At 32.1% G+C, this 19,966-nt stretch carries 26 protein-coding genes; 2 read left to right on the top strand and 24 right to left on the bottom strand.

The window, feature by feature from the left end; translation table 11 throughout:
• Positions 1–358 precede the first annotated feature (358 nt).
• The 5 genes from ACX0KU_RS06880 to cooS all read right to left on the bottom strand — a co-directional run bounded on the left by ACX0KU_RS06880 (position 359) and on the right by cooS (position 4,196).
• A complete protein-coding gene (locus ACX0KU_RS06880; protein ID WP_472992132.1) occupies positions 359–991 on the bottom strand; it encodes a hypothetical protein in 633 nt (210 codons plus the stop codon).
• A gap of 25 nt (positions 992–1,016) precedes the next feature.
• Positions 1,017–1,286 (bottom strand): hypothetical protein, encoded by a 270-nt coding sequence (locus ACX0KU_RS06875; RefSeq protein ID WP_472992131.1) that lies wholly within the window; start codon positions 1,284–1,286, stop codon positions 1,017–1,019.
• A 103-nt stretch (positions 1,287–1,389) separates the two neighbouring features.
• Positions 1,390–1,656, bottom strand: a complete 267-nt coding sequence (locus tag ACX0KU_RS06870) for a sugar phosphate nucleotidyltransferase (protein WP_472992130.1) — start codon at positions 1,654–1,656, stop codon at positions 1,390–1,392.
• Between the two features lie 118 nt (positions 1,657–1,774).
• Complete coding sequence (locus ACX0KU_RS06865) at positions 1,775–1,963, bottom strand: hypothetical protein (protein WP_472992129.1); 189 nt, start codon at positions 1,961–1,963, stop codon at positions 1,775–1,777.
• A 316-nt stretch (positions 1,964–2,279) separates the two neighbouring features.
• Positions 2,280–4,196 (bottom strand): anaerobic carbon-monoxide dehydrogenase catalytic subunit, encoded by a 1,917-nt coding sequence (cooS, locus tag ACX0KU_RS06860; RefSeq protein ID WP_472992128.1) that lies wholly within the window; start codon positions 4,194–4,196, stop codon positions 2,280–2,282.
• Between the two features lie 159 nt (positions 4,197–4,355).
• Between cooS and ACX0KU_RS06855 the strand changes: the two genes are divergently transcribed.
• A complete protein-coding gene (locus ACX0KU_RS06855) occupies positions 4,356–4,895 on the top strand; it encodes an ECF transporter S component (protein WP_472992126.1) in 540 nt (179 codons plus the stop codon).
• 60 nt (positions 4,896–4,955) lie between these two features.
• On the opposite strand, the gene arsA is transcribed toward ACX0KU_RS06855, so the two are convergent.
• The 4 genes from arsA to ACX0KU_RS06835 all read right to left on the bottom strand — a co-directional run bounded on the left by arsA (position 4,956) and on the right by ACX0KU_RS06835 (position 8,929).
• Entirely contained in the window at positions 4,956–6,701 is a 1,746-nt protein-coding gene (gene arsA, locus ACX0KU_RS06850; protein ID WP_472992125.1) for an arsenical pump-driving ATPase, read from the bottom strand.
• 24 nt (positions 6,702–6,725) lie between these two features.
• Positions 6,726–7,103 carry an arsenite efflux transporter metallochaperone ArsD gene (gene arsD, locus ACX0KU_RS06845; RefSeq protein ID WP_472992124.1) on the bottom strand — a complete coding sequence of 126 codons (378 nt, stop codon included), beginning with the start codon at positions 7,101–7,103 and terminating at the stop codon, positions 6,726–6,728.
• Positions 7,104–7,129: 26 nt separating this feature from the next.
• Complete coding sequence (locus ACX0KU_RS06840) at positions 7,130–7,462, bottom strand: ArsR/SmtB family transcription factor (RefSeq protein WP_472992123.1); 333 nt, start codon at positions 7,460–7,462, stop codon at positions 7,130–7,132.
• A gap of 309 nt (positions 7,463–7,771) precedes the next feature.
• On the bottom strand, positions 7,772–8,929 hold the full coding sequence (locus ACX0KU_RS06835) for an MFS transporter (RefSeq protein ID WP_472992122.1): 1,158 nt from the start codon (positions 8,927–8,929) through the stop codon (positions 7,772–7,774).
• A gap of 190 nt (positions 8,930–9,119) precedes the next feature.
• On the opposite strand from ACX0KU_RS06835, the gene ACX0KU_RS06830 reads away from it, so the two are divergent.
• Complete coding sequence (locus tag ACX0KU_RS06830) at positions 9,120–9,440, top strand: TIGR04104 family putative zinc finger protein (protein WP_472992121.1); 321 nt, start codon at positions 9,120–9,122, stop codon at positions 9,438–9,440.
• Positions 9,441–9,479: 39 nt separating this feature from the next.
• Here the strand turns inward: ACX0KU_RS06830 and ACX0KU_RS06825 are convergent, their stop codons facing one another.
• The 15 genes from ACX0KU_RS06825 to ACX0KU_RS06755 all read right to left on the bottom strand — a co-directional run bounded on the left by ACX0KU_RS06825 (position 9,480) and on the right by ACX0KU_RS06755 (position 19,952).
• Positions 9,480–10,001, bottom strand: a complete 522-nt coding sequence (locus ACX0KU_RS06825) for a DUF2703 domain-containing protein (RefSeq protein ID WP_472992120.1) — start codon at positions 9,999–10,001, stop codon at positions 9,480–9,482.
• A gap of 7 nt (positions 10,002–10,008) precedes the next feature.
• Entirely contained in the window at positions 10,009–10,248 is a 240-nt protein-coding gene (locus tag ACX0KU_RS06820) for a thioredoxin family protein (RefSeq protein WP_472992119.1), read from the bottom strand.
• Between the two features lie 28 nt (positions 10,249–10,276).
• Positions 10,277–10,657, bottom strand: coding sequence for a cytochrome c biogenesis protein CcdA (locus ACX0KU_RS06815; protein WP_472992116.1), 381 nt, complete (start codon positions 10,655–10,657; stop codon positions 10,277–10,279).
• Positions 10,645–10,869, bottom strand: a complete 225-nt coding sequence (locus tag ACX0KU_RS06810) for a hypothetical protein (RefSeq protein ID WP_472992115.1) — start codon at positions 10,867–10,869, stop codon at positions 10,645–10,647. Before ACX0KU_RS06810 ends, ACX0KU_RS06815 begins: the two co-directional genes overlap by 13 nt.
• A gap of 25 nt (positions 10,870–10,894) precedes the next feature.
• Complete coding sequence (locus tag ACX0KU_RS06805) at positions 10,895–11,434, bottom strand: permease (RefSeq protein WP_472992114.1); 540 nt, start codon at positions 11,432–11,434, stop codon at positions 10,895–10,897.
• Entirely contained in the window at positions 11,431–11,916 is a 486-nt protein-coding gene (locus tag ACX0KU_RS06800) for a permease (protein WP_472992416.1), read from the bottom strand. The genes ACX0KU_RS06805 and ACX0KU_RS06800 overlap by 4 nt, the downstream gene beginning before the upstream one ends.
• 91 nt (positions 11,917–12,007) lie before the next feature.
• Complete coding sequence (locus ACX0KU_RS06795) at positions 12,008–13,024, bottom strand: permease (RefSeq protein ID WP_472992113.1); 1,017 nt, start codon at positions 13,022–13,024, stop codon at positions 12,008–12,010.
• 30 nt (positions 13,025–13,054) lie between these two features.
• On the bottom strand, positions 13,055–13,396 hold the full coding sequence (locus ACX0KU_RS06790; protein ID WP_472992112.1) for an ArsR/SmtB family transcription factor: 342 nt from the start codon (positions 13,394–13,396) through the stop codon (positions 13,055–13,057).
• Positions 13,397–13,605: 209 nt separating this feature from the next.
• The gene (locus tag ACX0KU_RS06785; protein ID WP_472992111.1) at positions 13,606–14,016 is read right to left on the bottom strand and encodes an arsenate reductase ArsC; all 411 of its coding nucleotides are present in this window, start codon (positions 14,014–14,016) and stop codon (positions 13,606–13,608) included.
• A gap of 25 nt (positions 14,017–14,041) precedes the next feature.
• Positions 14,042–15,106, bottom strand: coding sequence for an ACR3 family arsenite efflux transporter (gene arsB, locus ACX0KU_RS06780; protein WP_472992110.1), 1,065 nt, complete (start codon positions 15,104–15,106; stop codon positions 14,042–14,044).
• A complete protein-coding gene (locus ACX0KU_RS06775; protein WP_472992109.1) occupies positions 15,090–15,491 on the bottom strand; it encodes an ArsR/SmtB family transcription factor in 402 nt (133 codons plus the stop codon). The genes arsB and ACX0KU_RS06775 overlap by 17 nt, the downstream gene beginning before the upstream one ends.
• Before the next feature lie 364 nt (positions 15,492–15,855).
• On the bottom strand, positions 15,856–17,352 hold the full coding sequence (gene glpK, locus ACX0KU_RS06770; RefSeq protein ID WP_472992108.1) for a glycerol kinase GlpK: 1,497 nt from the start codon (positions 17,350–17,352) through the stop codon (positions 15,856–15,858).
• Between the two features lie 64 nt (positions 17,353–17,416).
• Positions 17,417–18,121: an MIP/aquaporin family protein gene (locus ACX0KU_RS06765; protein WP_472992107.1), complete on the bottom strand. Its 705-nt coding sequence runs from the start codon at positions 18,119–18,121 to the stop codon at positions 17,417–17,419.
• A 180-nt stretch (positions 18,122–18,301) separates the two neighbouring features.
• Complete coding sequence (locus tag ACX0KU_RS06760) at positions 18,302–18,688, bottom strand: DUF1667 domain-containing protein (protein ID WP_472992106.1); 387 nt, start codon at positions 18,686–18,688, stop codon at positions 18,302–18,304.
• A gap of 4 nt (positions 18,689–18,692) precedes the next feature.
• Positions 18,693–19,952 (bottom strand): NAD(P)/FAD-dependent oxidoreductase, encoded by a 1,260-nt coding sequence (locus ACX0KU_RS06755; protein ID WP_472992105.1) that lies wholly within the window; start codon positions 19,950–19,952, stop codon positions 18,693–18,695.
• Positions 19,953–19,966 lie beyond the last annotated feature (14 nt).

The following is a 19,966-nucleotide window of genomic DNA, read 5'->3' as shown; positions in this document are numbered from 1 at the left end:
GTCTTCAGTTACCCTCCTTTCAAAAATATCTAGTTCTTATATAAGATAAAATTTGTTCAAAAAAGTTTCATTTTTACAAAATTTTTTTAAAATATTTATTTAAAACTAGTAAATTTGTATTTATTTGTGTTTATGTATTGCATTTTCAGTTATTTATATAACCTAGCTATTTTAAATCTACTCTAAAATAGCTTCACAAAATTTTGATTTAACGAAGTTATATCTTAACTAAAAATCTCTATAAATCCTAATATTTTCAAGACTTATAGAGATTCCTTATAACCTTATACATAGCATACTTCCCTTGTTAACATTGAATTAGCATCTATTTCTCTATAATTTTGTACCATTCTAAAAGCTACTTTACATGAATGCTAATTATATTAGTCTGCAGTCCAAGCCTTTCTTTTAGTTCATCACTTATTTCTAGCTTTATAATTGTACCTTTGGGAACATCTTTAAATTCATAATGCATTCCCTGAACTACAGTCCCATCAGATATTACAACATTATCAGGTTTTATGTTTAAGATTTCTAAATGGTCATAAAAGTTGCCACTAATACTTCCTTTTTCATCAATCTCTTCTGGCAAACCTGAGAATGTACTCCGTTTTTCTGAATAAGTGATTTTAAAGTCCTTCTTATCTATCTCTAATACTCCACTCGATTCAATTGCCTTGTCATTAACACTAATTCTATAAATCCATTCACCTTTAGCTAATTCTAAAAGCTCATTTTTACTCAGATACTTTCTTGAAGAATCAATAAACTTTTTATAATCATCTTTTTCTTCTTTAAGAATTCTTATATCTAATTCATATGTACTTATTTTTTCCTGTAACTGGCTGACGCTTTTTTCATAACTTTTTATCTGATTCTGTAATTCCTGAATTTTTGAATCGTTATTCTCTGTATTAATTTTACTAGTGCAGCCTATTAAAAAAATAAATACTCCTAGTAGTGCAATATAAATTAAACCTCTCTTCTTCATAAATAAACCCCCATCTTTAGTTTAATTACTTAAGATTTTCATATTTTTCTTCATTCATCTGCCACCTTATAATTCCTCCAATTGTCCCACCCATAAAGCCGCCAATAAAATATGCTAAATGCATATATATGTAATATTCCGTAAACATATCAAAGAAATTACCTTTAGCTAATCTGCCAATTGTATAGCCTATACCCGTTGCTATACCCATCATAATAGCACTAATCAGTACATATCTTTTCTTGCCCTTCTTTCTATCTTCTTCCCATTTTTTTATGAACTTTTCAGTTTTCATTATTCACTCCCCCAAACATAAGACACTAAAAATAAAAAAATGTTTCATTCTATAAAACATTTTTTACACCAAACCACCATTCACTCAAATCAACCAATTATGTTTATAGCGCGGTCTCTTTATTCTCAGGTTCTACAAAAACGTTATCTGGATTGATATCTGGTAATTCATCTTTTATTTTATCTACGTAGTCCTTATTTGTAACAACATATATATTTTCTTTATTTACTACCGGAGCTATCCTATCAACAGTATTTCTAATGAAACTCTTATCATTAATAATCTTCAAAAATTGTTTTGGGCTCTTTTCACGGGATAACGGATAAAGTCTTGTCCCTTTTCCACCAGCTAGAATCAGTGCATATATCACTAGAACACACTCCATCTTCCATTGTTTATACTCTATACTATGTAATAATGTTTATTTTGGTGAAAGAAAAAAGAAAGTCGTAGGGCAACTTCCTTGAAATTACTAGTAATTAAGATAATCACATCATTCTACAACTATTAAATCCATTTCTCCAAATGATAAAGTAATCTTTAAGTACTTTTTCATCTTTACTATCTCTAAACTCTACAAATCTACTTAATCTTCCTTTAAATATCTCATATCTTCCGTCTTTTATAGGCATAACTATATCAATAAATACTAGATTTGGATTATTCTCTTTATACATTTCTACTGCCTTTTCACCGTTATTTGCTTCTATAACATCTAAACATCCTCATAAAGATAAACTATCCTTTAATTTCTTTCTCATTAATATTGAGTCATCACATATTAGAACTTTTACTGAATTCTCAGCCATGCCTATTCCCCTTCATAATTAGCCTATATATAAAGCTTACAACTTTCATATTATTATATATTCTTTTTAAATTCTATTTCCCCTCTATATTTTCATAATATTTCGTATAGTCTAACTAATCAAAATAAAAGTAGCTGCATTTTTTATTTTGCAGCCACTTTTTACACAGTATTAATTTATATAATTAGCTTAATCCTAATTTCTTTCTCTTAGATACAATATGAGCTTCTATATTATTTGCTACTTCAACAGGATCATCTCCAAGAGCAACCTTACCTCCAGTTAAACCTTCTACATCCTCAGTTAATAATTTTACAAGTTGAGGAGCACCTGTCATAAATGGCACTGGTGATAAATGAGTGTATGTTCCATAAGCTACTGCAAATATTCCATCTATTGTTGCTTTTTGTTCCATCCATTCTGGAGCAGTAACTGCTATTGGAAGATCTGGTACATCCACATTTAAATGGTCTGCAAGTGCAGTTACAAGCATTGATATTCTTCCAGTATCTGTACAAGTTCCAAAGCTTAATACTGGTGGAATTTTTAATAGGTTACATACTTCTCCAAGACCTTTTCCTGCTATATTATTTGCTGCTTCTAAAGTACAAAGTCCAGCTACTTCTAGAGCATGATTTCCGCAGCCTCCAGCTACTACTAATATATCTTTTTTAATTAATTCTTTTGTAAGATTTATTGTATTCCAGTCCTGTGGACCATTTCTTAATGTTGAACAGTTTGCAAGTGCAACTACACCTTTGATTTTTCCTGCTACTATTACATCTACTAATGGTTCAAGCTTACCTCCAAGAGCTTTTAATACAGCTTCTGTAGAGAAACCAGCTATAGCTTTTTGTATACTCTTTGGAACCTTAGCTGTAACTTTACCTTTACGTTTTTTAAAGTTTTCTATAGCAAGGTCAATTAGAGTATCTGCCATTTCATTTACTTTTTCAGGATAGTATGGAATCTTATGTTGTAATCCTGGCATGTCAATAAGAGTGCTTATACTTACTAAAGTTGCTTGGTACTTTTCAGCATAATGATCTATAGCTGGTGGTGAACAGTTTTCTTCCATTGCCATAACGTCTACTGTACCTGTAGCTAAGAGAGGTTCTATAGATAGCCAGTTACCCATTAAACCTACAAAAACATCATCTACGTCAAATCTTTGAAGCAATTCTTGCCCTGTTTCAATTGATCCCACTATACGAAGACCTTTTGCTCCTGCTGCTTTTGCTTTTTCTTGAACTTCAGCAAGCTTAGCTTTTTGTATTGTTGCAACTCCACCCCAAGGTTGATGTCCATTAAATACTATATTAACATATTCTCCATCCATAATACCTAAGTCTACATTTACTTCATGAGGCATAGGTGTTCCAAATAGGATATCTTGTGTCATTTCAAGTCCTATTTGAGAATTATATATAGTAGCTATTCCTAAACGCAGAGCCTTTAAAGCTAAAGATACATAGCTTCCATCTACATTTGTTAAACAACTTGCTACGCAGTTTTGTTCTTCATGAATGGTTCCTTTAGGATAAATGTTTAAGTTCTTCCAAACTTCTTTTCTCTTCTTTGGTGCAAAGGCTTCTACCATAAGGTTTTCATCATCTTCACCAATTTCTTGTTGTCTTTGTAATAAATTTGCTAGTTGTATAGCCATTTGATTTGTATCTTGATTTGTGTCAATTCCTAACTTTTCACACATCCATTTTAATTTTTCTACATCTTTAATTTTAAATGGAGTTTTTCCTTCTCCCGTTGCTTTTAATGTACGGAATGCTTCATATGCATGATGGCTGTATGTACCTGCTCCCATTATATTTTTTAATAAGAAGTTTCTCATAGCCATAGCGTCTGGTCCAATTCCACAAACCCCTTTATCTGGCTCACCTTTGTCATTTAATCTACATGGTCCTTGAGAACATAGCTGACAGCTTAATCCTTGAAGACAAAACTTACAACGGATTTTTTCTTGCTGAGTCCACCTATCAAATACATTGGACATTCCGTCTTCTCTTATACGTACTAACATTTCCTCAACAGAATCGTGATAACTTACACGTCCCTCAGTTTTTTCTAATATAGTTTCACTCATGGAAATACTCACCTCATTTTAATTTTTTCTATAATAAGTTTTCCACTTTAGAGTATAAATATGTATTAAACATTGTTTTTAATTGTACCCATACACTTTACTTTTATCTACTATGGATTTAATATTAAATTAATAATATTCTAAAGGGGCGAAATGGGGATGAATTATAATTCAAGTAGTAAATTTAACACAAAAGAAATTGCATCTTATGGTCTATTTATAGCTTTAGTTTATGTTGCAACTAGGTTTATAAATATTCCTGGACCAACTGCTGGGGGACTATTCCACTTAGGAAATGTAATGGCCTTTACTATAGCTATAGTATTTGGTAAAAAAGCTGGGGCTGTATCTGGAGCTTTAGGTATGACTTTATTTGATCTTACAAGTAGTTACTTTGCATGGGCTCCATTTACTTTCATCATAAGATTTGCAATGGGCTACATTCTTGGTCATATGGCAAATACTAGCAACACTAACAAAGTACAATCTACTATTTTTACTTTCTTTGGAGTACTTATTGCAAGTGTAATCATGATTGGAGGATATTATATAGCAGAGTTTATTTTATCTGGTAATATCTATACACCACTTCAGTCAGTATGGGGTAACTTTATGCAATGTGTTGTGGGAATAATTATAGGTCTTCCATTATCAATATCCTTGAAATTTGGATTAAAATTAAGAAAAATATCAATCTAAATAAAACAGAGACATTTCAGTATTTGAAGTGTCTCTGCTCATTTTATAAACTATCTATAATTATTTTAACAAATCTAAAAGGCTTTCTCCTTTAACTTCTTCTGCTCTCCACTCTATTACAGCAAAATGTCCTTTTGAAATTTCATTAACCTTATTAATCCATTCTATTTCATTACTTGCTTTTGCTTTTAAAATCTCATTTGTTGTATCAGTTGCATAAAGACTTGAATTAATAACCCACCACTTACTATTTATACCTGCACGTTTTAAATCAGATTCTAGTCTAGTAGCTTCGTATACTGGAGTAGCTTCAGCTAAGGTTACAATTATAACTTCTGTATCCTCAGCATTTCTAAGCCTTGGTAAAAGTTTTTTCACTGATTCTGGAGTATCTCCTTGAGATCTCTGAATTTCTCTATTATAGCTTTCAGTTGAATCTAAAAGAAGTAGGGTATGCCCTGTTGGAGCTGTGTCAATAACCACAACTTCATTTTCTGATCTTTCAACTATCTCTGCAAAAGCTCTAAATACAGCAATTTCTTGAGTACATGGTGATCTTAAATCTTCTTCTACATATTCTATATCTTCATCACTCATAGTTTCTCTTGCTTTACTTAAAACCTCTTCTCTATACTTTTCAAGTTCTTTTTTCTCATCAATATTGCTTAAAGTTATACCGTAACTCTCATCTAAGACAAACTTTAGATGTGCTGCTGGGTCTGTAGTTGTAAGGTGAACTTTTTTACCTTTCTTCGCAAGACCTAGTGCAATAGTTGCTGCTATAGTAGTTTTTCCAACTCCACCTTTTCCCATAGTAAAAATAACCCTTTTGTTTGAGTTATAAAGGTCTTCTACAACCTCTTTAAGTTTTTGGATTTCCTCTACATTTAGCCTTTCACCACTATACTTTATATTATCTTCCTTTAAGAATGCTCTTAGATTTTCTACTCCTGTAACATTATATGGCCTTAGTGGAATTTCAAAGCTTTCTAAGTCTCTTAAATGTTCTGGCATATCTTTAAGGGCATTTTGTTGTTTCGTATATATATTATTTGATAAAGCATCATCAGCATTTTTAAGAACACCATTTATAACAAGAACCTGATTATTAACTCCTATATCCTGTAATTCTTTAGATGCTCTTTCGCCTTCCTTTAGCGAAGATACTTCTGGCCTAGATACAAGAACAAGAGTTGTTAAATCTTTATCTGCTAAGGTTTTTACTGCATCTTTATAAACTTCCTTTTTTTCTTCAAGTCCTGATAACTGTCCAAGACAGGATGCCCCATGATTACTCTCACTAATAAAGTTGCTCCAAGCTGATGGAAGTTGTAGCATTCTAAGAGTATGACCAGTTGGCGCTGTATCAAATATTATGTGATCAAACTTCTCTTGAACATTTTTGTCTGTTATAACATTAGAAAATTCATTAAAAGCTGCTATTTCAACAGTACAAGAACCTGAAAGTTGTTCTTCCATATTATTAATTACTACATCAGGAAGCTTACCCCTATATGGTCCTACAACACTTTCTTTATATTCTCTTGCAGCTTCCTCTGGGTCGAAATTAGCTACTACTAAATTTGATACTTCCTTTATTTCAATTCCTTTATTATTTAAATCTGTATTAAATACATCTTGAAGATTTGAGGCTGGGTCTGTGCTTATAAGCATTATTTTCTTTCCTACATCAGCTAGAGTAACAGCAGTTGCACAAGCTGTAGAAGTTTTACCAACTCCCCCTTTACCTGTAAAGAATAAATACTTAGTTAATTTTATTTCATCTAAATTAAAATTTTTAAGCATTAGTATACCTCTTTTCTATAGTTATTAACAGCATCCGCTACCGCCACAGCAGCCACTACTTTTAGTTTTAACCTTCATAGTAGTTTTAAGAAAATCTTCTGGAACTTCTAACATTTCACAAAGCTCTTTATTTGTAGGGTAAGACTTTGTTTTAACTACTACATCATCAACCATTGTTACTGGTAATATATCCACACCCTCACTGTTCAATAATTGATTTATCCCCTTATTATCCACAAAGGCCTGTGGATTACTTGTTAGGTTATGTCTTTCAACTACAATTCCTTTTTTACTTAAACTGTTTAAAACTGTAGATATTCTTAATAATTCTGGATCTACTGATGGTCCACACACTCCAGTTGAGCAACACATTGCAGGATCGAAAATAATCATTTTTTTCATAATATACATCTCCTTAATTTAAAAGTTTATTTATAACAAGTCTTTTTTTCATTATTACATTTACAAATACATTCCTCTTCTGTATTTGTTATTACATCCATTAAAAACAAGACTAATTTATTAGAACTTGTAGTGTCTAATGAGTAGTAATTCCATATTCCTTCTTTTCTAGCCTTAATAAGGCCACATTCTATAAGAACCTTCATATGATGTGATAAGGTTGGTTGAGTAAATTCGAAATCTTCTAATATATCACATGCACATTTTTCTCCACAAGAAAGAATATCAATAATTTCTAATCTACTTGGATCTGATAGAGCCTTAAATATCTTAGCATTTATCTCATAATTTTTCTCCATTAATTCACTCCCTATATAGATACTTATCTATATATAGTATAGATAAGTATCTATATATTTGCAATACATATGTTTAATTTTACAGATTATTAACGTTTGTATATATTATCTTCTATATATAACTAATATATTCATATTCTTTAATTATTCAAATAGAATAACTACATAAATCTCTAACATCTTATTAAATAAAATAGTTTTTCTATATTACTATATGAAAATATAATTATGTAGTGTCTATTCTAAAAGTAGCAATAGAATTTAAATAAAAGGTTATGGAAAAATATTTTTCCATAACCTTTTATCCTTTTAACTATTTGCTTTTATTACTGCAAATCTTCCTAAAAATCCAACAATGATTAAAATAACTCCTGCAATTAAATAAATATTGCTCATATTATAATTATTTAAGATTTGTCTATTTGCTGTAGTTCCAATAGCTCCTCCTACAAACATATTGAATGAAGCTAAGGACATTACCGTTCCTCTAAGTTTTGGCATAGTTTCTTGTGCTGTGCTTACTAAAGTAGATTGGAGAAATACAAATGAAAGTCCAAATCCAAATAAAGCAACTCCTAAAGCTATTACTGAACTTGATATAGAAAATATCACTAATGATGCCCCTCCTAAAACTCCGGCAAATGCAAGAAAATTATTTTTCATCTTCATTCTAAGCTTAGGAGCCTTTCTTCCTCCAATTACTGTAGCTACACCGTATATAGTTAGTATAAGGCCTACTATAAGTATATTATATCCTGTTCTATCTTGAAGGTATTTTCCAGAATAAGTAAAGCTTCCAAATACACTAAACCCTACTAGGAAAATTGTGCCTACTATATAAAGTAATTTAGTATTAGTCAAAGCTTCTCCATACACCTTTTTAAAGTTTAATTTATCAATAACTCCTGGAGTCTTTTCAAGATATTTTACCATGAATAAAGCTACAATAAGTTCTGCAAGCCCATATACAAAATAAACCCATCTCCAAGATCCAAAATATGCTATAGCTCCTCCAACAGCAGTGGCTGAAGCTCCTCCTAAGAACATCATTCCCATAACTTTACCTATGGCACCTTGACGTTTTTCAGGCTGAAAACTTTCTCCAATTAGAGCTAAAGTAACTGGAAATATCCCTGCACCAAATGCTCCATTAAGCGCTCTTACTATTATAAGATAAGGAAGATTATACGAAAATGCGCCTAGAATACTAAATATTGCTGTTCCAAAAGCTGCAATATTTATAATTTTAGTTTTTCCATACCTATCTCCTAGAGGTCCAAAAACTATAGTAAACAGACCAAAAGTTAGCATATATGCCGTTACCGAAAGAGCTGCATCCCCAATGCTTATATTTAAATCTCTAGCAATGTCTATTAGAAGTGGTGATACTGCATAGTTATCTCCATTAGCAAAGAAAGCCATTACCCCTAAAATCAATACCATATTTTTCAATTTCTTAGAATCCATATTAATACCCCCATCTCTTATACTATACTTAGGTAAGGTATAGTATGTTTTAAAATTTAAGTAGGAAGTTATCTCCCTACTTAAATTAACTTAATTCAACCCATTATACTTAAAACTTATGTTATAATTAGTATATATAAACTAAATTTAATAAACACTTATAAGATAAAACAATAAGGAGGGTTTATTGTTGATACAAAAATGTAATAAATGTTCCACTCAATTTACATGGCAACAGATTATAAAATCAACTTTCTTTAGCTTTGGTTCTCAACACATGGAATGTAATAAGTGCCGTACTAAACATTATGCTAATTTTACAACAACATTAATTATTACCATAGTTATATCACTACCAATATTACTTAAGCGCTTTACAAATATAACAACTACATTCGGTGTTCTTGAGGAATTTTTTATTGCAATATATCTCGTTTTACTTGCTTTACTAATAGCTTTAACACCATTCTTTGCAAGATACCATTTAGAAAATAAATCTAAACATAAATAAAAAGTTTATTGGCTTGTATGAATAGACAAGCCAAATTTTTTATTTATTATTCAATCCATCAAAGAAAATTTGTAAATTATCAGGTAATACATAATCTTCTGGTTTAACAGTAGGTGCTTTACCTCCTCCGTAAACTTCTTTAAGAATAGCATTAACAATCATTGCTTTAGGTGGCTCATTATATTCTATACCCTCATGTACCCAAACTCTACAATCCACATCACTACCACATAGATCTCCACATTCTTGACAGGAAGATTCTTTTACTTCTAATTCAATATCATTACCATTTATTCTAATAGTCGGAGAGCTTAAAAATTCATATTTTATAGCCAGCTCCTTTGAAGTAATATTAACCTTATTCACTACTATATCAAAACCTGCAGCCTTTAATACTCCAGCTACCTCACTAATTGCTTTATCAAGATTGTTTTCTGCACCTTGACATCTTTCACAGACACTTAAATCTAAATAAAGAAAATCAATAAAAATTTGATTTTTCTCTAGTTCTGACCCACAACAACCACTACCACTAGAGCAACATCCTGAATTATTACTCATAAAATTCTTACCTCATATTCTCAAGAATTTTAGCAATTTCCTTTGGCTTTAAAACTTTCCCAAATGAAACAACTTTTTCGTCAATAACTAATGCTGGAGTTGACATTACCCCATAAGTCATTATCTCCTTAAAATCTGTCACTTTAATAACTTCTGCTTCTAAACCTGCTTCCTTTAACGCTGTCTCAGTGTTTTCTTGTAAATTGCTACAATTTTTACATCCTGAACCTAAAATCTTGATTATCATAACATATCACTCCCTAATAATATTATTTTTAAAAACCTAAATAAAACATATAAAATGCTATTAACATAATCATCAATCCCATAAGAATTTTTAATACTTTGCTTGCCATACCATATTTCTCACTGGATGATAGCTTATGTACAAAACCTACAGATGTACCTGCAATTAAAACTAAAAAACTATGTCCTAAGGAATACAAAAGCAAAAGTAATATTCCCCATAAAAGGCTTCCTTCCTTTGCTACTATAGCAAGTAGCACAACTAAAACAGGTGTTGCACAAGGAGATGAAAAAAAGCCTCCTAAAACTCCTGCAAAAAATGCTCCCCCAAAACCACGTTTAGTATTCTTGCTAATTGCATATGAAGATGGTATAAAGTTAAATATCTCCCAGGTTTTCAGGGAATGCAAGAGTCTGCTCCAAAGTCAATAATAATAGGAAGTCCATAAGACTTTAATTTTTGAATGTCTATTTCTTCAGTTACATGCAATGCAAAGTCAGAGTTTTTATTACCTGCTGAATCAATGTCTTTTTTTGAATTCTTTATTGCCCATATACCAATTACTGCACACAAAAGTAGCACTGGTACAATAATTTTTATGAACCTGTTATTCTTTGACATAAGCATTACCTCACTTTATAATATTCTATTTATTAATCAATTCAGCTTCCTCATAGATTTTTTTAATTTCATCCTTAGATATAAGCTTTGATAAAACATAGGCTATTATAATAATTCCAGGTATATCAACAAGCAACCTTGTAATAGCAAATTTTGTTCCTAGCGATGTCATTTCAAAAATTAGCATAGGTATTTTAGTAGTTGACCATGCACCAATGAATATGAGTACATTACTAAACTTGACTCCCTTTTTCATAAACACCGCTGCTACTGGAAATGCACCATAAAGAGGACCTGCTGCTGCTGAACCTATAAGTATAGATAACACTATCCCTGTCACCCCTGAACCTTCACCCATGTATTTTATCATAGTTTCCCTTGGTACCCACATATCAAGAAGTCCAAGCAAAACAAATACTGGAGGGATTACCATAATCATTTCTTTGAAAGAATATGCTGTAATACTTAATGCCTTCATCCCAAGATTATGATTAAATATCGTAAATATACCAATGCCAACTGATACAATAATAAAAGCCCTATACCTTTTTAATATTGTTTTCATATGCTAGTCACCACCAAACCAATTATATATGCAACAATAAAAGAAAAAATGAATGCTGAAACATTTCTATATATTGTTAGTTTTTTTCCAAAATACTTGACTTCAACAGGTATGGTAACAATACCTACCATCATAAGACTTGAAACAAAAGCACCAATTTGCATGTAACCTGCACCACCTTGTAGAAGCATACCAGCAGTTGGAAAGGCAACAAAACCCGGTATTAAGGTCACAGCTCCAACAATAGAAGCAAGTACTACTCCGATCCAGCCTGAATCTGATCCAATAACTTTAGATATCACCTTAGGATTTATTATTGCAAGCAAAACACCCACTAGCAAAATAACTACTAAAAGTTCTGGCAGAATATTCTCAAAAGCCTTCCATGCTTTTTTTAAAGCCATTTTTGTTTTTTTCTTATCTTTATAAAATGAAAAAATCAGAAATGTTACAGTAACAAGATATAAACCTGTATTCACAATCCCCACCACCCTCTATATTAATTCCAACACTATAATCATTTTGTTCTTGTTTTGCATAGTTTTATCTCCCATTATTTCAGTATAATGTTTTTTACATGAGTAAATATCCAAAGGCATTAAATACATAACCAATTATGAGAATACCTGCAGATACAATCCCAACAAAAATACCCAAAAGTTTCGGTTTAACAACCTTCTGTAACATAATCATAGATGGAAGTGAAAGTGCGGTTACACCCATCATAAAAGATAGTGCTGTACCAATTCCTACTCCCTTTAGAACTAATGCTTCTGCAATTGGAAGTGTGCCAAAAATATCAGCATACATAGGAACACCTACAAAAGTTGCTATTAAAACAGAATACCATTTGTCCTGACCAAGTACAGCAGAAATAACATCTTCAGGAATCCAGTTATGAATAACAGCTCCAATTCCCACACCAGCTAAAATATAAATCCATACCTTTTTTATAATATCTAAGACTTGATTTCTAGCAAAATCAATTCTCTCACTTTTGGTGAGCTGTTCTTGTTCAACTTCAAGCATCTTATTGCTATAAACAAAGGGCTCTACATATTTCTCAAGCTTTAATTTACTAATAATGCTTCCTCCAATAACTGCCAGGATAAGCCCTACAACCACGTAAGCCATTGCAATCTTCCAATTAAATATGCTTGCCAGTAGAATGACAGATGCTAAATCTACAAGAGGTGAAGATATTAAAAAAGAAAAAGTAACACCAATTGGTAGTCCTGCACTTGTAAAGCCTATGAATAAAGGAATGGAAGAGCATGAACAAAAGGGTGTAACCGTTCCAAGTAAAGCACCTAATATATTAGCCCAAATCCCATTAAAATTTCCTAAGATTTTTTTAGTCCTCTCAGGTGGAAAATAACTTTGAATATAAGATATCATAAAAATAAGTACTGATAATAATATAAAGATTTTTATAGTATCATAAATAAAAAAGTGTATACTTCCCCCTAGTTTGTCTTTTATGGATAATCTAAATATCTTTTCTACAAGTAGACTCACAAGCTCATAAAGCCAAGTCATTTTTAATAATTGATTGTTAAGAAAACTAAAGATTTGTGTTAATATAGACATTCTCCCCACCTACCAAAATATATTTTCATATTATCTTTTACATGCTGTAATATATTCTTCTGCTTTATTTAAATTTTTTAAATCATTTTGTATAGTTGCATATTCCTTATGGCTTAAAACTACTTTTTCTAACACTTCTCTTAGAAGTTCATTTTTATGATCTAAATAATAGTATATGAACTGTTCTCTTCTTTCGTCCTTTACAAAACCCATATCTCTTATTTTTGCCAAATGCTTAGAAATTTTAGGCTGAGATTCCTCTAGTACTCCTTGTATTTGACACACACATAATTCTTTATGATAAAGTAAAACCAAAATTCTTAATCGTGTTTCATCTGACAGTATTTTAAATAAATCTGTAAGTTTATCCATATGTTCACATCCTTTAATTTATCTTTAATTTATCTTTAATTTATAATTAATATTATGTTTAAATACTCATATACTCATATGGGTATATGAGTATTATACTCCCCCCCTCTAGCTTTGTCAATAATACTGTTATCCCTTTTTCAAACATAAAAAAACTCAACCTAAAGCAGATATTTACTAGCTTAAGATTGAGTTCTGTAATTTTAAAATTATAAGTTAATTTCTTTATTTTGAATTCTTTTAGATAAATCTTTAATCTTTTCTTCAATTGTTTTTGCTGTATCTATAAACTCTTCATCACTCTTACCTGTCGGGTCATCTAATCCCCAATCTTCTACATGCTTTCCAGGTAAATATGGACATACAACATTACATCCCATTTTCACTACAATATCAACTGCTGGTATGTCTTGAATTAACTTAGAAGTTTGAGTCTCATTCATATCAATATTATATAAATCCTTAATTGTTCTTACAGCATCTTGATTTATTTGTGGTTTTGTTTCTGTTCCTGCAGAGTATGAATCAAAAACCTCTGCTGCAAATAATTTTCCTAATGCTTCTGCCATCTGTGATCTACAAGAATTGTGAACGCATACAAATGCTACCTTTGGTTTCATAATTTAAATCCTCCTTAGTTTATAATTATTGATTTTCTACTTCTTTGAACCAGCCCTTTGTATTATTAGCTATTTTAACTAACGTCAACATAACAGGGACTTCCGTTAATACTCCAACTACAGTTGCAAGAGCTGCTCCAGACTGTAATCCGAATAGTGCAATTGCAACCGCTACGGCAAGTTCAAAGAAATTACTAGCCCCTATCATACCAGCTGGTGCTGCTATATTATGTGGTAATTTCCAAAGTTTTGCCCATCCATAAGCCAGGAAGAAAATAAAGAAAGTTTGAATTGTAAGTGGTATTGCAATCAGTCCAATGTGTAGTGGATTATTTAATATAGTCTCTCCTTGGAAGGAGAATATGATCACTAAAGTTAAAAGAAGTCCTCCAATTGTTACATTGTCAAATTTCTTTAAAAATACATTTTGAAAGTATTCCATTCCCTTAGATTTCACTATATACTTTCTTGATAAATATCCTCCTGCAAGAGGGATAACCACAAATAATACTACTGATAAAAATAAAGTATCATATGGAACAGCTACATCGCTGACCCCAAGTAAAAATGCTACTATTGGAGTAAATGCTACTAACAATATTAAATCATTAACTGCAACTTGAACTACTGTATACGCAGGATCTCCTTTAGTTAAGTGACTCCATACAAACACCATAGCTGTACATGGTGCTGCACCTAGAAGTACAGCCCCTGCAAGATACTCCTTAGCAATATCTGGTGATATCCATTGCTTAAATACTACATTTAAGAAAAAAGCTGCTATTAAATACATAGTAAAAGGCTTAATAAGCCAGTTTATAACACAGGTTACTGTAAGTCCCTTTGGCTTTTTTGCAGCCTCTACAATACTAGAAAAGTCTATTTTTAGCATCATAGGATATATCATAAGCCATATAAGAATAGCAACTGGTATTGAAACCTTAGCATATTCAAATTTACTTAAGGTATCTGGAATGACTGGTAACACTTGACCTATAACAACTCCAAGTACAATACAAATAGCAACCCATAATGTTAAGTATCTTTCAAAAAACCCTATCCCCTTTTTTTCTTTACTTTTTGCACTCATAATTTCCCTCCAAATAACTCATTATTTTCTCTTTATCATCTCTTAAATCTTCACAGGTAAAGGCACTGCATTTATACTTATCTAATTTTTCTATATCTTTTGTATACGTATCATCTTTTGTTAACTTCTCACTTAAATAGTTATAAAGCATTTCATTTTCTGATATAAAATTTTTATCTATAAAATAGTACACCCACTGTGCTTTCTTATCAGCGCCAATTATTTTTAAACTCTTTAGTTTATTTAGATGTCTAGATGCATTAGACTGAGTAATTCCAAGGATACTTTCTATTTCACATACACAGAGTTCTCCTTCTTTCAATATGTTAAGTATTCTTACTCTATTTTCATCTGATAGTGCTTTAAACACCTCTACGAATTCCACTTTATCACCCCTTGTGCACGAATATGATTATATTCACTTATACTCATATATTATTCCATGACTTCCTTTTTGTCAATATAAATTGAACACTATAAATGTTAAGAGGCAGCCTCTTAACATTTATAAGATTTGGAAGTTTTAATAGTTTATGTTCAATAGTATTTATGTTAATGAACATTGAAGATAATAAATATAGAACACTTAGATAAAAGAGTTAAAATTTACGTAGAAACTGACAGGACGTCAGTTTCAGATTTCACTACCCTGGATGGTAGATTGAAATCGTTAGTAAATTTTAAAAGCTTTTACCTTTAGTGTTCTTTATTATGTGAAGGTTTATGGTATAAATACTATTGGATATACTTTATTTTTCCCAGTCTTGAGATCTTCCAATAGCTTTGTGCCATCCCTTAACGAATTTAGCTCTCTTTTCTTCATCCATTTCAGGTGTGAAAGTTCTAGATGACTTGCAATTTGAACAAATGTCATCTATATCCTTCCAGTAACCTACAGCAAGTCCGGCAAGATATGCTGCTCCAAGAGCAGTAGTTTCTATAACCTCTGGTCTTCTAACAGAAGTATTTAATATATCTGCTTGGAATTGCATTAAGAAGTTATTTGCACAAGCTCCACCATCTACATTTAATGCTTGAAGCTTAATTCCTGAATCCTCTTCCATAGCTTTTAATACGTCATGAGTTTGATATGCCATTGACTCAAGCGCCGCTCTTATAAAGTGTTCCTTCTTAGCTCCTCTTGTAAGTCCAACCACAGTACCTCTTGCATATGCATCCCAATATGGTGCTCCAAGTCCAACAAAAGCTGGAACTACGTATACTCCATTAGAGTCTTCAACTGCTGTTGCATATCTTTCTGATTCTGCTGCACTTTTTATCATTCTAAGTTCATCACGTAGCCATTGAATAACAGCTCCACCAATGAATACGCTTCCCTCAAGAGCATATTCGATTCTACCATTATAACTAGCTGCCATAGTTGTAAGAAGTCCATTTTTAGATTCAACTGCTTTTTCTCCAGTATTCATTAAAAGGAAACAACCTGTTCCATAAGTGTTTTTAGCCATACCTTCTTCACAACAAACTTGACCAAATAGTGCTGCTTGTTGATCACCAGCATCTCCGCATATTGGAATTGGTGAGCCAAATATAAGCTCATCAGTTTCTCCATATACACTACTAGATGGTTTTACTTCTGGAAGCATTGATTTTGGTATATTTAATTCTTCTAAAAGCTCATCATCCCATTTTAGTTCATGTATGTTATATAACATGGTTCTTGAAGCATTTGTATAATCCGTAACATGTACTCTTCCCTTAGTTAAATTCCAAATTAACCACGTATCTATATTACCAAAAAGTAGTTCTCCTCTTTCTGCTTGTTCTCTAGCTCCATCTACATTATCAAGTATCCATTTAACCTTCGTTCCTGAAAAGTATGCATCTAAAACAAGTCCTGTTTTTTCTCTTACTGTTTTATCAAGACCTTTTTGCTTTAATTCATCACAGTATTCAGCAGTTCTTCTACATTGCCATACTATAGCATTATATACAGGAATTCCTGTTCTCTTATTCCAAACAACAGTTGTTTCTCTTTGATTTGTTATACCTATACCTGCAACATCATTTGCATCGAGTCCTGCTCTTGCTAAAGCCTCTCCTGCAACCCCTGCTTGAGTTGCCCATATTTCCATTGGATCGTGTTCAACCCATCCACCTTTTGGATATATTTGTTTAAACTCTTTTTGAGAAACACTTATGATTTCTCCTGCTTTATTGAATATTATACACCTTGAACTTGTTGTTCCTTGGTCTAAGGCCATTATATACTTTTCTTTTTCCATGTTAATTCCTCCCTTTATTTTTAGATATTATAATTAAAGGTTTTCATTTAGCATACTTTATTGTCTAAAATACTGAATTAGCTACTAATGCTCCGAGTATTCCACCGATTATTGGTGCAACAACTGGAATCCATGCATATCCCCAATCAGAATCTCCTTTACCTGCAATTGGTAATATTGCATGAGCTATACGTGGTCCTAAATCTCTAGCTGGGTTTATTGCATATCCAGTAGGTCCCCCTAATGAAAGACCAAGTGCAAAGATAAGTCCTCCAACTGCCATAGTTGTAATTTCTGGTTGTATCCCTGCTTGTCCTAATCCTAAGATTACAAACACTAGCATAAATGTTCCTATAACTTCTGTAATGATATTAGCTGTAGTATTTCTTATTGCTGGTATTGTTGCAAATATTCCAAGCTTTGTAGCCTTATCATCTGTTTCTTTCCAATGTGCAAGATATGTAAGCCAGACTAAAGTTGCTCCTGCCATAGCTCCTAGCATTTGAGCTACTATATATTTTGGTACTAAACTCCATGAGAAATTTCCCAAAACTGCAAATGCTATTGTAACTGCAGGATTAAAATGTGCTCCACTTATAGCTCCAAACATAAATACCGGAAGCATAACTGCTAGTGCCCAGCCTGTAGTGATTACTATCCATCCACTACCCTCGGCCTTACTCTTTTTGAGGCATACACCAGCAACAACTCCGTCGCCTAGTAGGATTAAAATCATTGTACCTAAAAACTCTGCTATTAAATTAGACATTTCTTTTCCCCCCCTGATTTTTTATTTGTAAACGTTTATATTGTAAACATTTTACAAATCGCAATAAAAAAGCCATTATTAAGAAAGGGAATATACTCCCTTCTCAATAATGGCTCTCAATTCTCCGCCATAAATATTCACTTCTTGAATCATGATATATTTATTATCTTTTGCTATAATTTAATTGTACAACTTTTCATTACTCTTTGCAATACTTTTGGTAGCAATAATATGGACTCCAGTGTTAGCTACATTTTCAAGTACTATATCCCCAGCCTTTATAGGTGCACTTACTACAAGTCCTTTAAGTTCTTCTATACATTGTATGATCTTATCCTTAGGAATATCACTCTTAGTTTTAACAGAAACTGCAGAAATTTCTCCTCCTTCAACCTTAACAGAGGAAGTAACTATTCTAGTTGGATTAGTACATTCTTTTTCTGCATAGGTCTTCCCTCTTAAACATATGTTGCCTTTTACCTCTACTACTTTATCTTCATCTATTTTAACTTCTAGCTGACATCCAATAGGACATCCTATACACACTAACTCTCTTGAATTACTCATATCTCTACTCTCCTTCTACTTTAACAATAATCTTCTTACAGCTTGGATATTTATTAAACATAGCTTTTGTAAGTTTTACTGTTTCCATCTCACCTGGAGTAAGTATTCTTTTCTTTATATGCATTTCTCTTGCTTCATCAAAGTACACAGAAATATAGCTGTTCTCGTATACATCTCCAACTCTAAATCTTACGTCTACTTGATTTTCTATAACCTTAGGATTTACATACTTAGGCACTGTATATCTTACACCATTACTTCCTACAAGTTCTATTCCTTCTTCATTAAAGTTTTGGCCTTTTATATATCTTGCAGCATTTTTTCCAGCACTTACACTTTCAACAGTAACATAATCTACTAAATCATGAACATGAAGTACATTGCCACAAGCAAATATACCTTCCACATTAGTTTGAAGACTTTCATTAACTTCTGGTCCCCCAGTTATTCCTGATAAAGCAACCTTTGCCTTTGCTGAAAGCTCATTTTCTGGAAGTAATCCTACTGATAAAAGTAGCGTATCACAAGGTATATATTCTTCGCTTCCTCTTATAGGCTTTCTGTTATCATCAACCTTTGCAATAGTAATTCCCTCTACTCTATCTCCACCCTTTATATCTATTATAGTATGTGAAAGCTTTAGTGGGATTGCAAAGTCGTCTAAGCACTGAACTATATTTCTTTTAAGTCCTCCTGAATAAGGCATAAGCTCTACTACTGCTTTTACCTTAGCTCCTTCAAGAGTCATTCTTCTTGCCATTATAAGACCTATATCTCCAGATCCAAGAATAACAACTTCCTTACCTGGCATATATCCATCTATATTAACAAACTTTTGAGCAGCTCCTGCAGAGTATATTCCGGCGCATCTGCTTCCCGGTATATTTATAGCTCCTCTTGGTCTTTCGCGACATCCCATAGCAAGTATTAAAGCCCTCGCCTTAATCTCTATTATTCCATCCTCTTCATTTACTGCTGTTATCTCTTTATTTTCATTTATATCTATTACCATAGTATTTAGCTTATATGATATTTTCATATCTTCCACTTGATTTATAAATCTTTCTGCATACTCTGGACCTGTAAGCTCTTCCTTAAAAGTATGAAGTCCAAAACCATTATGAATACACTGGTTAAGTATTCCCCCAAGACAATTATCTCTCTCTAGTATAAGGATATCCTCTATACCTTCTTCTCTTGCCCCTATTGCTGCTGCGAGCCCAGCTGGACCACCACCGATTATTACTATATCATATTCTCTCATACTCTATCCCCCCA

Source organism: Clostridium sp. X (assembly GCF_055755365.1).
Note: the sequence above shows the minus strand (reverse complement) of the source record. Positions and strands in the feature narration are given on the sequence as shown.

Excerpts from the sequence above, each read along its gene's own strand:
- ACX0KU_RS06790 (WP_472992112.1), bottom strand. The coding sequence starts at position 13,396 with ATGGATAAACTTACAGATTTATTTAAAATACTGTCAGATGAAACACGA.
- ACX0KU_RS06795 (WP_472992113.1), bottom strand. The coding sequence starts at position 13,024 with ATGTCTATATTAACACAAATCTTTAGTTTTCTTAACAATCAATTATTA.
- ACX0KU_RS06855 (WP_472992126.1), top strand. The coding sequence starts at position 4,356 with ATGAATTATAATTCAAGTAGTAAATTTAACACAAAAGAAATTGCATCT.
- arsD (WP_472992124.1), bottom strand. The coding sequence starts at position 7,103 with ATGAAAAAAATGATTATTTTCGATCCTGCAATGTGTTGCTCAACTGGA.
- arsA (WP_472992125.1), bottom strand. The coding sequence starts at position 6,701 with ATGCTTAAAAATTTTAATTTAGATGAAATAAAATTAACTAAGTATTTA.
- ACX0KU_RS06865 (WP_472992129.1), bottom strand. The coding sequence starts at position 1,963 with ATGTATAAAGAGAATAATCCAAATCTAGTATTTATTGATATAGTTATG.
- ACX0KU_RS06785 (WP_472992111.1), bottom strand. The coding sequence starts at position 14,016 with ATGAAACCAAAGGTAGCATTTGTATGCGTTCACAATTCTTGTAGATCA.
- ACX0KU_RS06765 (WP_472992107.1), bottom strand. The coding sequence starts at position 18,121 with ATGTCTAATTTAATAGCAGAGTTTTTAGGTACAATGATTTTAATCCTA.
- ACX0KU_RS06805 (WP_472992114.1), bottom strand. The coding sequence starts at position 11,434 with ATGAAAACAATATTAAAAAGGTATAGGGCTTTTATTATTGTATCAGTT.
- ACX0KU_RS06820 (WP_472992119.1), bottom strand. The coding sequence starts at position 10,248 with ATGATAATCAAGATTTTAGGTTCAGGATGTAAAAATTGTAGCAATTTA.
- glpK (WP_472992108.1), bottom strand. The coding sequence starts at position 17,352 with ATGGAAAAAGAAAAGTATATAATGGCCTTAGACCAAGGAACAACAAGT.
- arsB (WP_472992110.1), bottom strand. The coding sequence starts at position 15,106 with ATGAGTGCAAAAAGTAAAGAAAAAAAGGGGATAGGGTTTTTTGAAAGA.
- ACX0KU_RS06880 (WP_472992132.1), bottom strand. The coding sequence starts at position 991 with ATGAAGAAGAGAGGTTTAATTTATATTGCACTACTAGGAGTATTTATT.
- ACX0KU_RS06810 (WP_472992115.1), bottom strand. The coding sequence starts at position 10,869 with ATGTCAAAGAATAACAGGTTCATAAAAATTATTGTACCAGTGCTACTT.
- ACX0KU_RS06835 (WP_472992122.1), bottom strand. The coding sequence starts at position 8,929 with ATGGATTCTAAGAAATTGAAAAATATGGTATTGATTTTAGGGGTAATG.
- ACX0KU_RS06760 (WP_472992106.1), bottom strand. The coding sequence starts at position 18,688 with ATGAGTAATTCAAGAGAGTTAGTGTGTATAGGATGTCCTATTGGATGT.
- ACX0KU_RS06875 (WP_472992131.1), bottom strand. The coding sequence starts at position 1,286 with ATGAAAACTGAAAAGTTCATAAAAAAATGGGAAGAAGATAGAAAGAAG.
- cooS (WP_472992128.1), bottom strand. The coding sequence starts at position 4,196 with ATGAGTGAAACTATATTAGAAAAAACTGAGGGACGTGTAAGTTATCAC.
- ACX0KU_RS06840 (WP_472992123.1), bottom strand. The coding sequence starts at position 7,462 with ATGGAGAAAAATTATGAGATAAATGCTAAGATATTTAAGGCTCTATCA.
- ACX0KU_RS06755 (WP_472992105.1), bottom strand. The coding sequence starts at position 19,952 with ATGAGAGAATATGATATAGTAATAATCGGTGGTGGTCCAGCTGGGCTC.
- ACX0KU_RS06825 (WP_472992120.1), bottom strand. The coding sequence starts at position 10,001 with ATGAGTAATAATTCAGGATGTTGCTCTAGTGGTAGTGGTTGTTGTGGG.